This window comes from Micromonospora sp. NPDC004551 (assembly GCF_040609975.1).
Taxonomy (GTDB): Bacteria; Actinomycetota; Actinomycetes; order Mycobacteriales; family Micromonosporaceae; genus Micromonospora.
The window spans coordinates 89,383-104,811 of the sequence record NZ_JBEXLM010000013.1; the positions used below are offsets into that span (position 1 = coordinate 89,383).

Annotated in this window: 7 protein-coding genes; 1 reads left to right on the forward strand and 6 read right to left on the reverse strand. The window is 70.2% G+C overall.

Features of this window, described 5'->3' with window-relative positions; all coding sequences use genetic code 11:
• Positions 1-573 precede the first annotated feature (573 nt).
• Positions 574-6,591, reverse strand: a complete 6,018-nt coding sequence (locus ABZW14_RS17525) for a DUF4011 domain-containing protein (RefSeq protein WP_355347032.1) — start codon at positions 6,589-6,591, stop codon at positions 574-576.
• A gap of 118 nt (positions 6,592-6,709) precedes the next feature.
• On the opposite strand from ABZW14_RS17525, the gene ABZW14_RS17530 reads away from it, so the two are divergent.
• Entirely contained in the window at positions 6,710-7,195 is a 486-nt protein-coding gene (locus ABZW14_RS17530; protein WP_355347035.1) for a hypothetical protein, read from the forward strand.
• A 64-nt stretch (positions 7,196-7,259) separates the two neighbouring features.
• Here ABZW14_RS17530 and ABZW14_RS17535 read toward each other — a convergent pair whose 3' ends face one another.
• From ABZW14_RS17535 to ABZW14_RS17555, 5 genes are all read right to left on the reverse strand, one after another.
• Positions 7,260-8,102: a hypothetical protein gene (locus ABZW14_RS17535; protein ID WP_355347038.1), complete on the reverse strand. Its 843-nt coding sequence runs from the start codon at positions 8,100-8,102 to the stop codon at positions 7,260-7,262.
• 103 nt (positions 8,103-8,205) lie between these two features.
• Positions 8,206-8,421, reverse strand: coding sequence for a hypothetical protein (locus ABZW14_RS17540; RefSeq protein WP_355347041.1), 216 nt, complete (start codon positions 8,419-8,421; stop codon positions 8,206-8,208).
• Between the two features lie 148 nt (positions 8,422-8,569).
• Positions 8,570-12,031, reverse strand: a complete 3,462-nt coding sequence (locus ABZW14_RS17545) for a helicase-related protein (protein WP_355347044.1) — start codon at positions 12,029-12,031, stop codon at positions 8,570-8,572.
• Complete coding sequence (locus ABZW14_RS17550) at positions 12,028-14,019, reverse strand: hypothetical protein (protein WP_355347047.1); 1,992 nt, start codon at positions 14,017-14,019, stop codon at positions 12,028-12,030. The genes ABZW14_RS17545 and ABZW14_RS17550 overlap by 4 nt, the downstream gene beginning before the upstream one ends.
• A complete protein-coding gene (locus ABZW14_RS17555; protein ID WP_355347050.1) occupies positions 14,016-15,323 on the reverse strand; it encodes a hypothetical protein in 1,308 nt (435 codons plus the stop codon). The genes ABZW14_RS17550 and ABZW14_RS17555 overlap by 4 nt, the downstream gene beginning before the upstream one ends.
• Positions 15,324-15,429 lie beyond the last annotated feature (106 nt).

Consider the following 15,429-nt stretch of genomic DNA (forward strand, 5'->3'; position numbering starts at 1 on the left):
CCCAGTCATGCTCGCACCAGCTCTACGGCGACGACCTGACCCTGGCAATCGGCGAGGGTCAGGTCCTGTACTGCATTGTCCAGAGCGACTCGACCTGGAGAACCGCGTACAACGCGCAAGAGCACCCGCAGCGGTGGCAACGGCGGCGAGTGCCGCGAGGTCGCCACCAACTACCGACATCATCGCCGTACGCGATCTCCAAGACCCATTCCGGCCCGAGCCTGCGATTCGGCCTCTCTGCCGGCGGCCTGTCTCTCGATGGTGGCGAGGTAATCAATCCATCCCTGGTTCCATCCGACGGCACCACCGATAACGCCGCCGCCGCATTACGATGCTCGGACCGGGCTCGCTCCGCCGTTTCCTCCTCGACGCGCTTGTTGTCGCAAGAAGTCGATCGCACGGGCGCAGGGTCCGCGGGGTTCGGAAGTCTGGCTACCTGGCGCACTGCTCGCGGCCTGCGCTACAGGTCGCGTCGGAACCGCTCCGCTCCGTTTCGCGGTCTGTCGGCAAGCGAAAGTCGACCGGCGGAGCCGGGAGGGCTCCACTCAGGCGCAGTCACGTCGGTGACTCAGGTCAACCCAGAGTGAGGCGTCCCTCTTGATCGAACCGAACTCGACCGCTGGTCTCGGCGACGTGCAGGCCGTACCGGAGCAGCTTGTCGATCTTGTCGGTGCGCCGCCGGTAGCCGAGGCGCTCCAGCCCCGCGCGCAGCAGGCGCTCCTCATCCATGCTCGGCACGCTCTGCAGAACGTGCACGAACGCGTTGGCGACCTCCTCGGGCGGCACCTCCTCGAAGGCCCGGTCGTCGCTCGACTGGGTGACCCGGTACGCGCGGTAGGTCTGCGGGTCCGTCCCCTCGGGCCAGGCGTACCGCCCCACAGTGGGATGGCCGTACAGCCGGCGGCTGTCGACGAGTGCGAGCACGGCGAGGCGCCGGTCCTCCCGGGTCCGCAGGAAGCCGAAGCGGGCCAGGGCCAGGCGGGCGAGCCGGTGCTGTTCGACGGGTCCTTCGGCCGCGATGATCTCCCGCAGCGCCTCCCGGACGAGCCCGCGTGTCCGCTGGTCGGTGGAGAGCAGGTCGAGGTCGCTCTGGTCGCCGAGCGGCGTCGGGGTGTACGGGACGAAGGTGCTGACGTCGATGGCGCCGGCCGTCGCCTGGGGCGCGCTCGCGACGGGGGCCGGCGCGGATGCGGTGGCGAGGTCCGTGACGGGGGCCGGCGCGGACGCGGTGGCGAGGCCCCTGACAGGTGCCGGCGACACTCCCGTGGCGGGCTCGGTGTCCTCCGCAACGGGTGGACCCGAGAGCTCGACCAGGTGGACCTGCTCGACGTCCTCGGCAGCGCGGGGCGCCGGCAGATCGACCGTGCCGCGGGGCGCGACGGCGTCCACTGGCGCGGGCGGCTCTGGGGCGTCGGCTCTTGCGACGGCGTCGTCGACGCGGTCGAGCAGCGCGGACCGGTCGTGGATCCAGGCCGGCAGCCAGAACCGCACCACCTCTGGCCAGCCCATGATGGTCCGGAGCAGGGCGGGCGCCAGGTCCCGGTCGGCCACCGTCGGGCGGGCGCTCCAGTCGGGGCCGTCCAGCATGACGGCCACCTGCCAGCGGGCCGAGCCCGGCCGGCGTACGGCGAGGTCCACCGTGAAGTCGGACAGGCCGTGCGAGGTGCGGACCTCGTGGCCGCGGTCGCGCAGCGCGGCGGCCACCTCGTCGCGGATGCGGCTGCGCCGCTCGGCCCGGTCGGTGGCCAGGTCGCCCAGCCGGTCGGCGCCGGCGGCGGCCATCTCGCAGTACGCCCGCAGGTGTTGGGTGCCGATGGCCGAGGTGCGGGACAGGTCGATGTCTGACGGGTTGAAGGACGAGAACAGCACCACCTGCCGGCGGGCCCGGGTGATCGCCACGTTGAGCCGTCGCTCACCGCCGGCTTGGCTCAGCGGTCCGAAGTTCAGCGGGAGCTGGCCGGTCTCCGGGTTGGTGGAGAAGGCCAGGGAGAACAGGACGACGTCTCGCTCGTCGCCCTGCACGTTCTCCAGGTTTTTGACGAAGATCGGCTCGGCGACCGCGCCGGAGAGCTGCTCGCGGATGATCGAGTCGGTGCTGTCCTCCAGCAGGTTGAGGATGAGGTCCCGCTGCTGGATGTTGAAGGTGACCACACCGATGGACTGCCCGGCGGTGGCCGGGTCGTGCAGGCGCCGGGTGATGTCGGCGAGGACGGCGCGCGCCTCGACGTCGTTGGTCCGGGAGCCGCCGCGGTCGTAGCGGCCGTCAACCCGCCGCCAGGCGATGCCGGCGGAGCCGCTCATGCCGGGCGACGGGAGGCTGGAAAGCTTGTTGTCGTAGTAGTACCGGTTGGAGAAGGCGATCAGCGACTCGTCGTGGCTGCGGTAGTGCCAGGACAGCCACCGCTGCGGCAGCCCCGACTCGACGGCTTCGCTGAGGATGCTCTCCAGGTCCTCCAGCACCGGGCCGTCGCCCTCGTCGACGTCGTCAACGGTGTGGCTGGCCTGCATGATGCTGCTCGGGGGCATCTGCCGGGAGTCGCCGACGACCACCACGGCGCTGCCCCGCCCCATCGCGCCGATCGCCTCGGCGACCCGGATCTGCGACGCCTCGTCGAAGATGACCAGGTCGAAGCGCTGGCCTCCCGGTGCCAGGAAGTTCGCCGCCGAGGCGGGGCTGACCAGCACGCACGGCGTCAACGCCAGCACGGCGTCGGGGTAATGCTCGAACAGCTCCCGGAAGGACCGACCGCCGCGCTTGCGGCGCAGTTCCGCCGCGAAGTCGGCGAAGCGGCCCCGCCGGTCGGTCGGGCTGAACGGACGGCGGCGGACAAGCACCGAGGGCAGGCGCTCGGGCAGCGCCGACCGCAGCTCACCGGCGGCCGTCTCGAACTGGGCGATCTCGTCGTCGTGCAGTTCCGGGTCGAAGTACTGCAGCCCGCCGGTTCGTAGCCGCTCGCCGAGGGAGGCGGCGGCGACGCCCCGCCGGTACACCTCCTCGGCGAACTGTCCGTTCACCTCGGCGCGCAGCAACTGGTCCCGGTAGTCGGTGAGGCCGGCGGAGGCGAGCACGTCGGCGTGGGTGAGGACGGTGGCCCAGCGGCGCAGTGGGAAGAGTTCCTCGCTGCGCAGGTCGTGCAGCCAGGTCGCGCCGTCCCGCTGCCAGGCGTCGACCCAGTGCGAGCCGGCCGACCACAGGGCCAACTCCGGCTCTGCGGAGCGCAGCACCCCGCGCCAGGCCCGCCACCGGGAGGCGACCCGGTCCAGGAGGGCGGCGTCGACGTCGGAGATGCCGCGCTGGAACAGCTCCCAGGCCTGCGGGTGCCGGGCCAGGAGGGTGCGGCTGGCCCGGATCGCTTCGATCGCCTCCGCGAGCCGCTGCTGTGCGTCCGGGTTCGTGGGCTGCAACGCCGGGATCCGTAGGCCGCCGAGCGCGTCCGCGTGCTGGTGCAGCGCGGCGGCCTGGGCCTGGGCGGCGACCAGTCGTCCGGTGGTCACCTCGACCCGCTCGACGTCGAGCGTCGCACCGGCGACCAGGTGCACGGCCAGCTTGTCGACGACGGCCTGCCGGCGCTTGCGCTTGCCGAGCAGCTTCTTCGCCGCCTCCTGCGCCTCGGCGTGCCAGGCAGCCAGCTCGGGGCGTGCGAACACGTCCGGCCGGAAGGTCGCGAGCTCACCGGCGAAGCCCTGGTGGAAGGCGGCCAGCTCCCCCTGGAGCTGGGCCACGGCCTCGTCCCACCGCCGGTCGCCGGCGCGCAAGGTGGTCTCCCGGTCCGGCAGCATTCCGCGTACGGCGAGCCAGGCGCCGGCCTGCAGTTCGGTGACGGTTTCCGGGGTGGGCAGCGTGCGCAGCAGCCCGACCAGGTGGGGGTGGGCGGCGAGGTCGGCGCGGAGGCGTTCGAGGTCGGCGGCGATTTCGGTGACGGCCGCGGCGTGCAGCCCGTCGAGGGTCCGGCAGCCGCTGAGCGCCCAGGGATGCTCGGGCCGGACCCGCGCCGAGCGGGCGGCGGCCGGGAATTCGCGCAGCGTCGTCTCCACCCGGGCGCGTACCTCGGCGGGTGCGTGCAGGTAGCTGACCGGGACCGGGGCGGCCGGGCCGTCCGCGTACGCGAGGACCTGCTCGTAGGCCGACCAGAGCGACATCCCGACGGGGTTGGCGGTGTGGACCTGCGCTGGATACTCCGCTAGCGGGGCGAGTCGCGCCCGGTAGGCCGTTTCGACGGCCGTCCAGTCGCCGTCGGTGGCCAGGTCGTACTGGTCGACTGCGTCGCGCAGCTGCTGTCGGATGGCGTTGAGGGACTGCTTGCGCCCGTGCAGGTCCAGCGCGAACGGTCCGAGGCCGATCTGCTTGAGTCGGCGCTTCACGACCTCGAGGGCGGCTTGCTTCTCGGCGACGAACAGCACCGACCGGCCGGCGGCGACCGCGCGGGCGATCATGTTGGTGATGGTCTGTGACTTGCCGGTGCCGGGCGGCCCTTCGAGCACGAACGACTGGCCGCGCTCGGCCATGACGATGGCCTGCATCTGGGAGCCGTCGGCGGGGATCGGCAGGTGCAGCTCCGCCTCGTCCACGGCCACGTCGGCGCCGTGGTCCGGGCGGGCCGGGTCGTCGAACGTGGCGCCGGAGGATTCCACCAGGTGCCGGACGACGGGGTTCTCCATGAACCGGGGCCAGTGGTCGCCGAGGTCCCGCCACATCTGGAAGGTGGAGAACTGCAGCAGCCGCAGGCTGGCGGTCTCGTCGATGCGGTAGTTCAGCCGGTTGTCGACCAGCCCGGTGTTGATCGCCGCGAGGGTCTTCGCGATGTCGATGCCGTGCTCGTCGAGGACCGGCTGCTCCAGCTCCGGGATCCGCACCCCGTGCTTGACGCGCAGCCACTCGATGAGGCAGTAGTTGGGGCTGGCCACCTCGGTGCCGTCGATGACCATCGAGTACGGGCGGCGGCCGCTGCCGCCCTCGATGCGCACCGGCAGGAGGAACAGCGGTGCGTACGCCTCTCCCCCGGTGGTCTTGGTGTGCACCAGGGTGCCGATGGTCAGGTAGAGGTAGTTGCTGCCGGTCTCCTGCTCCATCGTGCGCGCCTCGCGCTGCAGCGCCCGCATGGCGGTCTTGTAGCGGGCCTCGGTGACGGCGCCGTAGACCCGCCGGTCGGTGCGCAGCTCCCGGGTGAGGATCTCGGCGTCGAGGTCCTGCGCCCGGCGCGCGCCGGCCAACTCGTGCACGTGGCTGATGTCGTCCTGCGGGATAACCTGCACCTGGCGGCCGTCGTGGATGAGGTCGTCCAGCAGGGCGAGGGCGCCGGCCGGCACGTGCAGGTCCAGGCCGCGGCCACGCTTGGGCAGGTTGAGCAGCGGGTTGCGCAGGCTGAGGTCGAGCAGGGACTTCCGCCACTGCTGGATGCGCGCCGGGGAGCCGTCGGCGGGCTGCGGCACCTCGTCGCCCTCGTCGGCGAGCTGGCGCAGCTTCGCGGCGGCGACACCGGGCGGGAGGTCGAGCGACGCGCCGGCGTCGGGGGTCGTCTCGGCGTCGACGGGCGCGGGCGCGACCAGCTCGTCGGCCGACGGCAGCGGCATGATCCCGGAGCGGTGGGCGAGGTGGACGTCGACGACGCCCTGCAGCCGGTGGCCCTCTCCGCGGAAGTGGCCGAGCCCGACCCGTACCGCCTCCGTGAACGTCGCCGACTGGGCCCCTGGGCCGATGCGGGTCAGCTCCACCGGCACCGCCCGGCCCGAGTCGACCATCGAGATCAGCAGGTTGGTCTCGGTGACCGCCGCAGACCCGAGCCGCTCCTCTTCGAGAAGGAAGCCGCCGAAGGCGTGCCCCTCGCTGATGAAGATGAGCGGGTGCAGCCCGGCCGCCTCCAGGCAAGCGGCGTAGGTGACGGAGAGGTCGAGGCAGTTGCCGAGGCGCCCGTCCAGCACCGCGGCCGTCGTCCGCACCTTCTGGCCGCTGTTCTCGAACGACGCCGGAAGGGTCTGGTAGGTGATCTCGAGTTGGCGCAGCGCCTCGTACACGGCGCCGGCGATCAGCGCCGCCCGCTCCGGGCCGTCCTGGTAGCCCTGCAGCGAGCCCGAGCCGGTACGCGCGAGCAGCAGCTGCGCCGCCGACCGCAGCACCGCCTCGACCGCCCGGGTGTTCGGCTGCACGAAGGCCGCCAGGCTGTCGTAGAGGGCCGGGCTGTTGAACCACTCGTTGTGCGCGAGCACTCGTGACGGGGCCACCAGCGTCAACGGCTGGCCATCCGCCTCGACGGTGAGGCGGTAGTCGACCGGGAACGCCTCGTCGGTGCGATAGAGCAGCGCGCGGTCCGGCGTGACGTCCCGGAAGTCGTCCCAACCGGTGCTCGCCCCGGGCCGCAGCGGCGCGGTGAGGGTACGCGTCCACGGCTCGATAAGAGCGCCGTCGGGGCCGAGCAGCTCCAGCGTCAGCGTCACGTCCGCCAGCGGTTCCGTACCGCGGTTGACCAGCGTGAGGTGGCGGACCAGCGGCACCCGGTTGTGCACCAGGGCGGCGTTGATCGCCGGCTGCACGAGCAGCGCGACGGCGAGCTGGTCGTCGTCGGCGGTGAACTGCGCGAAGACGCTGTCGGACATGGCGTTTCTCCAGGTGGCGAGGCCAGGAAGGGCCAGCCTAGCGGTCGTCCGGCCGGTGGATCCTCCCCCGGCCGTATGCCGATCTTGGTTGTCGTACGCCTCGGGCAGGATGTGCGCCATGACGACGCACCACCCGAACACCCGGCGCCTGGTCTACGGCCACGCCACCAATCACGACTGCCTGGCCTTCCTCGACGCCGACGCCGCCGCAGGGGAGGCCGCGGAGATCAGGGCCCTCGCCGCCGCGCGCACCTGGGGCGAGGCCCGGCAGGTGCAGATGACCCACCTGGAGAACCCCGCCGGCCCCGAATGCTACGAAGAGGACGACTACGCCGACGACAAGCCCTTCGACATCACCGAGCTGGGTGCGATCGTGGACGGGTACTGGCCCAAGATGGTCACGGCGCGGACGCTCGACGTGCTGCCGCAGGACCTGCAGGACCGGTACGGAGAAGTCGTGCTCACGGTTCACAACGGTGAGTACCTGCAGGTTCCGCTCGACCGCGAGGCGGAACTGGTCGCGGAGCTTCGTGAGCGTGGCTACGAGTTGACCCGCGACGACGACCTGATCAACCTACTCGACGGCGTCGGTATCGGGTGGTGACCGGCTGAGGAACGACGGGAGACGCCGGCATCGCTTCCCGGCCGGCGTCTCCCATGGCTCACGCTCACCGGCGGCGCTTATTCAGGCTGGGAAGGCCGCCGGACACGGTCCGAACGCTGCCGTCCGGGTTGCTCCGGCCCGGCTTCTGGAGAGCCTCGGCAACTCGCCGACCGGCGAGGTCGGAGGCGTTCAGGTTGACCACGACACGATCCGACCGCCGCCAGCTCTGCAGGCGAGCCAGAGCTTGCTGGCTGTCGGCGATGCCAGTCAGCGCACGGATCGCCGGTATCGCTCTGGAGGGGTCAGCGAGCAAGAGATGGGCGACATCGGCGGCACTCAACCGGTGCTGCGAGGCGTTGCCTACCGGTACGAGAGAGGCGTGGATCGTCTCGTTCTGGAGCCACAGCCACACCGGCCTCTTGCCATCGCCGGCCCGCATCATTGGGGTCGTCGACGCGGGAGTTCGTCTCGACGACGGCGTCGATGAGGCTGGCTCGGCCGACCGGGGTGGCTGAAGAGCGGCCGCCGGCTGCGCCCGTCGCCGCAACTGTGCCGGGATGTCGGCGGTCGGGCGGGGCGACACAGTCCGTTCCGACGACGCCCCCTCGCCGGATTGCGGGGTCTCGGTGGGTGCGGCTCGCCGTTCCCGCATGAACCAGCCGGCGTAGTCCCACTGCTCCGGCGTGAACCTCACCGGGATGATCTCGGTCTGGTGCGGTGTCGATGGGTCCTGAACGGTGAGCTGTGCGCGCCGCTTTGCATGGTCGGCTGCGGTGAGGGACCCGATGTCGAGGACCGCGGCCAGCGGTACCCGTCTGGCGTCCGCCTTCAGCCAGGGCAGCAACCGCCGACGTCGGACGACAAGGTGCTCCTTCTCGAACCAGGCGTCCCACCGCCGAGCGGCCAATCCGACCACCTCCCGTGCAACGCAGGTTAGCGGCCTGATAATCAGCACTGCACTCGTCGCAACGGCCAGTAATACGACGGATCGTCGGGGCTGGACAGCCAAGTTAGCGTCGGTCCGCGCCCGTCAGCTGGAACTCGTAACGGTCCGCCTCGCGGGCGACGGCCCGGACGACGGTTTGGAAGGCGTCCGCGGTGAGTCCGTCCTTCGGCGTCCACCCGTGGGCGACCATCCGGCCGTCCGCGTCGACCCGGAAGCCCACCAGCCGGCTGTGGCGGTTCTTCTCCCACGCCTCCCGATACAGGCAGACCCACTGCCCCACGACGTCAGCTCCGGCGACCACTGCGGTGAGAAGATACCCATCCGCGCCGTCGTGTACGTGTACCGAATGTGACCGGCCATTGGCGAAGGAGACTCTCACCTGCCTTCCCTTTGGCCGCATGTCGTCGGCCTCGCAGAGCCGACGCCAGTCATCGCGTATGCCGAACATCCCGCTCCAACTCCGCCCTGAACTCCTTGAGCAGTCGATCGCGTTCGGGTAAATGCTCCCGTTCGAGCCCATCAGCGAGCGTCGTGACCCGCCGGATCAGCGCCGCGACCCGAGGCGGGTCATACGCCGGCGCGGTGAGCAGGACATCTTCCTCCACGGTGACGTCGTAGCTGCCGCCGCGAGCCTCGACGGTGCCGAGCCGCGCCGAGATGCCGGCCGACCACCTGGCCAGGTCATCCCACTGGTCCGCGGTGCTGATCCGCCCGATCGGGCTCACGCATCGGACAACGAGGTGCGTGCCTTCCCGTTCGAGTTGCAGACTGAACGGCTGCTGCCGCCCGCCGGCGAAGACGACCGTGCCGAGGAGCGCGCCGTCGCCGGGCTGGTTCCGCTCCCACTCGACCGCGAGGCCGGGAAGGACAACGCATGCCAGCGCTTTGAAGCGTTCGAACTGCTTGATGGCGAGCGTCTCGTTCACCGCAAGCGGCCGGTCCTGCCCGTCGAGATGCTCGCGGCGTACAGGGAAGGAGGTCCGGAGTGGCTCGGCAGGCGGCGGTGGGACACCGTCGTCGACCAGTGCCTCCCGGCTGACGTCGAGGTGGCCTTCCCCGGCCGTCGGCAGGGTCAAGCCTTCGTGCATTAGCCGGAGGAAGTCGTTGATCCTGCGCAGCACGCGGCGGACCTGCAGCCGTTCCACGGTGTCGGTGAGATAAGGGTAGTACACCTGGAGCAGATCGTCGCCGCCGGCACCGTTCAGGACCGTCAACCGGCGCTCGCTCTCAGACCGTACGCGGTCGATCCGGCCGATCCGCTGCTCGATCGCGGACGGTGTCCAGGCCAGACCGTAGTGGTAGACGCGGGAGCAGAAGGTGTGGAGATCCTCCCCCTCTTGGAGGAGGTCGGTGCAGATCAGCACGAGCGGATAACCGGGGAGACGGAACTGGTGCACGTGGCGCCTGTTGACCCGGCCGGACATCCCGGCGATGGGCTCCTGCGCGGTGAAGAGCCGGCTGACAAGAGCGCGTGCTTCTCGCAGATCGACCTGCCTCGCGTCGGGCAGGTTCGTGTCGAGGACGAGTTCGTAGTGCTCGGCCAGGGCGGCAAGCTCATCTAACCCTGCCCACTGTCGGGTGCCGGGTGAGGCCGCTGCCTGGCGGTCGAGTTCATCGAGGTAGGCGGTGATCGCCACGTCGGGCCGGTCGATCGCGGCGGAAGGCTCCAGCGTTGGCAGGTGGTCGGTGACCACGGCGTACAGGTCGAGGAAGGCGTGTCCGAGGCGGGCAGCGGCAGAGAGGAGCTGTGCACGGAGGTACTGCTCGCGAAACGACTCGCCCGGGTCGGCCCCGGTGGGCTCCGGCCAGATCAGGCTGCGCAGCCGCTCGCGCCGGCGGAGCTCGGTGAAGAACGTCCTGGTCTCCAGCAAATCCGGGTCCGCCTCCGCCGAGACGGCGCTGCGCTTCTCCGGACGGTACAACTCACGCCAGATCACCTCGGCACGTTCCCGGTGTGGTCCCTCTTGGTGAGCGAGCAGTTCGAGCGCGGCGGCCTGCACAGCGTCGAACCGCGCCGCGCGGGTCGCCTGCTTTACCTCGGTGAGGTAGTGGCGGGAGTGCTCACGGATGAGCCGGTCGACCTTGTCCCGCTCCTGGCCGAGCACGCCTGCCAGCAGTTCCCCGACCTGTCCCGGGCCGGCGCCGAGGAGGGTCATGACGTGGTTGTCGTCGAAGAAGGTGCCGAGCGCGCCGCCCTGGTTGCGGAACCGTCCCTGCACGGTAGCCCCGCTGACGATGCCGCTGGGTCCGGCACCCCGAAAGAACCATGCGAAGAACGTGTCCTGCCCGCCGGCGTCATCGTCCTCCCGAACCTGTTCCACCGCCATGGGGGCGGCCGCGTCACGCATCGGTCGCTGCCGGCGGAAATCGTCGACGGCGTGCTCGAACGCCGGCCGATGCCGCTCCTTCAACCGGTTGCGTAGTCGGTCGACGAGCCAGTCGCTGTACTCGTCGTCGAGCTTGCGCTTGAGTTCGGTGACGGACGCGACCCGGCGGACGAAGACCAGCCCCTTGCGGCCGTCGCGCCAGGACGTGGCGAGGGTACGGACGAGGGCGTCCATCTTCGGGTGCGGCAGCTCGCGGCCGAAGCGCCGGAAATGGTCGCGGGCCAGGTCGTTGAGCATCGGCACGTCGATGCCTTGCCGCTCGACCGCATCGGTGGCCTGCCCGGCGTCGTCGAAGTTACCCTCGACGGCTTCGTCCGGAATGTCGTCGGGGTCCTCGGTCCCGGTCGGTTTCTTCGCGGCGCTGGTTTCGAGGAACGACTCGAACGACGCCAGCATGCCAACCTGGAACCGAGTGCCGAACCGCTCGTCGTCGAGCAGTTCGCTCACCTTCTTCTGGACCAGCGCGACGGTCAGGCGCTGGCGGTCGTCCGAGATCCGGATCGGCTCATCGTGCGTCGCGACGCCCCCGCCGCGCCACTCCCGCCGGTAGAGGTTCTTGGTCAACTGCTGCCCGGAAACCTCCAGCGACGTCACCCGGCGGATCAGGAACTCCCCTGCCGCCTCCCGCCGCTGCTGCTCGCTGGCGTCCGGGTCCCGCAGCGGCCGGAAGGGCTCCGCCAGCCCGAAGACATCGAGCTGATTCCACAGCTGCCGGTAGTCGTCGTCCACCGGCGTCGCGGACAGCAGCAGCACCTTGCCGGCTCGCCGGCCGTACTTCCCGCGCAGTCTCGGGTCGACGTCCGCGCGGTCGCGGCCGAGCACGGTGGCGAGCACGCGGTTTCGGGAGGACGACTGCGGTCCCCAGCCGTGCTTGAGGTTGTGCGCCTCGTCGACGACCACGAGGTCGAAGTGGGGCAACGCGGCGTTGATCGCCTGAGCAAAACGGTCCTTGATGACGTCCGCGTTGGCCCGCAGGTCGACCAGGTCGTCGGGAAGCCACGGCACCTGCTCGCGCAGCCGGTCACGCAGGTTGCGGCGCTGCTGGGCGTCGCGGCGCATGGGCAGGCTGAAGCTCGGGAGCCGGACGAAGAAGTCGCGGTCGGGGCCGACCGCAGTCTCCTCCAACAGTTGGATCAGACTCCGGCAGTGCACGAGCGGTCGGGCCGGCAGACCACCCGGCATCCGCACCCGCAGGTCGTCCACGCGCACGTTGTTCTTGGTGAAGACGCCCTGCTCCCGCTCCCACTTCTGCTGGATGTTCTCCCGCGGCGCGATAACGAGCACCCGCAGGTCCGGGGCGAAGTGGCGCAGCAGCGCGACGACGCCGAGCGCCACGTACGTCTTGCCCATGCCGACCTCGTCGGCCAGGTAGGCGACACGATGGCGCTGCAGGATGTTGTGCAGGGCGACCGCCCCGTGGAGCTGATCCCTGGCCCGCTGCGGATTGCGGATCACCCGGTCGAAGTCCAGCAGCTGCGCCGCGGTGTCGGTTGTGATCATCATGCCGTCACCGCCGCCGTCTCGCCGAGGAACCGGGGCTCGTACCAGTCGAGGAACTCCGCCATCTCGGCGTCGTTACGCGCGATGAGCTGCTCCCGCAGGGCGGCCCGCACGGTGAGCGCCTTCTCCAGGCGGGAGACCCCGGCCGGATCCGACGCCCAGAATGCGGGGAAGTCGCGGCGTACGTGGTCGGCGAGCTGCTGCGCGCAGAGCACCATGAGGTACCGATCCAGCGGATCCCCCGCCGTCTCGTTCGCCATCTGCTCGACGAGGACGGGTAGGGAATCGTACTTGGCGCCGAACATCCGGAACCGAGCCTCCTCGATCAGATCCTCGTCGAGGGCATCGCGCACGGCGCGACCCAGCGACGCGAACCCGTGGAACACTCCGGCGAACCGATCGAAGATGGTGTCTGGAGGGCGCTCCAACGGCAGACCCTCGCTGGGTCCGCGCAGCGCCTCCCCGTGCTCGGCGATGCAGGCGTTTCGCTGCTCTGCGGTGAGCATCGACCAGTAGCGGAGGATGTCGGCCGGAGTCAGGTCGAGCAGGATCGACGGGCGATGTGCCATGCCGGTCTCGTGGACGAGGACGATCCCGCGATGGTCACCGGCGACCGCGGTGAGGAAGCTGGTCTCGCGGAGCCGCTCGCGCAGGATCGCCGCGTCGTCGACGGTCAGCGCCGTCCAAAAAGCTCGTTCCAGGTGACCGACCTCGAAGAGGTGTACGCCGCGGTCGTACATTTGGATGTGCGGGCTGTGGCTCGTGCCGTCCCACAGCACCTCCGCCTGTCCGGATGCCCAGTCGTATCGCGCCAGCAGTGGCACGTAGCCCTGGTCGACGCCTTCGTCCTCGCCGCCCGGTTGCGCGAAAGGCGGTGGTTCCTCGATCGCCTCCAGCCAAAACTGCGGGCGCCGGTCGACGGCCGCCTCTGACAGCACCCCGCTCTCGACGTTGCCGCTGCCCGAGTGCGCCGGGCCGGTGAGGTTGAACGACCCGACGAGGGTGATCTCCCAGTCCTTAGTGAAGAACCGGTACACCTTCGCGTGCACAGACCGGTAACCCGCTCCCGCCGCCTGCTTGCCGCCGCGCGCGAGGACCGCCTTGGGCAGCCGTCCCCATTCGCCGCCTCGCTCGCGCACCCAGTCGTAGAGCTCCGGACGGCACCGCGCGAGACCGCCCTCCTCGGGCAGCAGCACTCGCCACTTCCCTGGTTGGAAACGGTCGATCAAGGTCTCGAGCGGCACTGACGCATCGGCATCGTCGAGGTACGGGGAGAGCACCTCCAGATCGGCGTGACGTAACCACTCGCCAGCGACGGCGTCGAGCTGGTCGACCAGCGACTCCGCATCACGTTGCCCGTTGAAGAGGAAGTGCGGGTGCATCCTGCCGCTTGCCGTGCGGTGCGTGATCGGTTGCACGGTACGAAGCACACCGCGAATGTCATCCAGAGCTACGTGGGTACCGAAGTTCTTCGCCATGGTCCGCAGGTGCCGGAGGAACCGCTGAATCTCCGGTGCGGTCCGCGACCGGCCGAACTCGGCAATTTCCTCCAGGTGGGCACACTCGACGTTCTCCCACCAGCCCGACTGGGTCAGGTTCGCCGACCCGGTGAGCACCACCAGTGACCGCTCCAGCGTCGACGGGTCCCGAACGAGGATGAAGGCGTTCTTCGGATGAAAGTAGCCGGTGCGGGGCCGGACCGGGATTCGTCGTACATCCAGGCAAGCCGTTCCGTCACCCGTCACGATCGCGCCGGGGTCGTAATAGACGGCGACGCGACCGGAGAGCGGGCGCAGCGCCTCCTCGAGCTGGACCCGCCGGATCTGCGGGTCCTGGTGCAGTTGAAGGTCGAAGAGAGCCGGGAGGATCTCGCGCTCGAAAAAGCCGGGATCGAAGCGGAACGTGCAGAACACCGCAGCCAGCACCTCACGGCCGTTGATCTTCTCGCGCAACGCCTCGGTGAGTACCGCCCGCGGAATGCCCTCGCTCACGCGTCGCCCTTCCTGATCGCCGTCAGCATGGACACGAGTGACGGAATGAAGTACGGGTGCCACCACAGCTCCGGAATCTCGTCCCCGGCGGGCATGCCGGCCGGCTCGTCGCGGAACCGCACCCGCAACTCGTCCTGCTCGGTCACCTCCAGCCAGGCGAGCGCCCCACCGCGCTCCCGCATCACCGTGGCGTTGCGCTCCGCCAACACCCTGATGAGCTCCGGATAGTCGCCGCCGGTGAGCGCCTCGGCGATGCGTGGCCAGTCGTGGCCGGGCAACGCGGACACCGCGAGCGGGTCGATCGAGTCGAGGCGGTCACCCCAGGACGACCGAATGTCGGCCACGACCTTGTCGACGTGGGCGCCGTTCCGGCCGAGCAGGTAGCTGAAAAGTAGGGTCGCCGGCGCGAGCACGGATTCGCAGGCGACGACCCGGCGCACCAGGTCGGCGATGTCGCTCCAACCGCGCGACTCGGCATCGTCGGCGATCGCCATCAGGTACGGCCGCGAGGGCCAGACCGACTCGGATGGTCTGGCCTCGAGGAGAGCGGCGAACCTGGGCTGCCGGCCCTCGGTCGGGTCGCCCGGCCCGCCCTCGACCAGGTGGTACCGGTAGAAGGCGACCTCCTGGTGCGACCTCACCGGGCTGAAGATGCTCGCCACCGACTCACGCTTCTCGGTCGCGCCGAGGTCGAACACCACCCGGTCCCGCCGCAGCTCTCGGACGAGGTGGCGGGCATCCGCACCCCACCCGGATTCGAGTCGCGGGAGGTAGACGGCATCCACGAAGGCGGCTGCCTCTGGGGTGAGCCGCGCGGGGCTTCCCGTCGCGACGAGCCCGGAGGCCCTTGCCGGGGCGGTGTAGTTACCGAGCAGCCCGTCCGTTCGCTGATTGCTGAGAATCTGGTACTCCGGCTGCGCCGACAGGTGCACCCTGCCGCCGTTGCCGCCCGCCTTCGCCGCCCGCGCCGCGATCCGCTGCAGCCCGAAGAAGCCCCGATGACCGTGCACGGCGTGCCGCACGTACGCCGCCATCTGCTCCCACACCAGGAAGGCGTTCGTCGGGTTGTCCAACTCGTCGGCACTGGCGAGCTCAGCCAGTCGGAGCCCGACGAGCAACGTGGTGAAACCCGCTAGCGAGTCCGTGACGGTGGTGAGATTGCCGATGAGCGGCCGCCCCGTCGCTGACCAGACAGCCTGCGCACCGAGCCCGTCCCGCGACCCCTTCACGCGAGCACGAGGATCCAGGTCGGTCAGGAAGAGCGTCACGGGCGCAATCATCATCAACTGGAATTCGGCTGCCAATCCTCCGTACCGACACATATCTCGGGCGGTCCGCCTGGGGCGGCGGCATGCACGGCTTGACTGCCGTCGGTGAAGCGACCGGTCGCGAGCTGGCGCAGCGGACGAT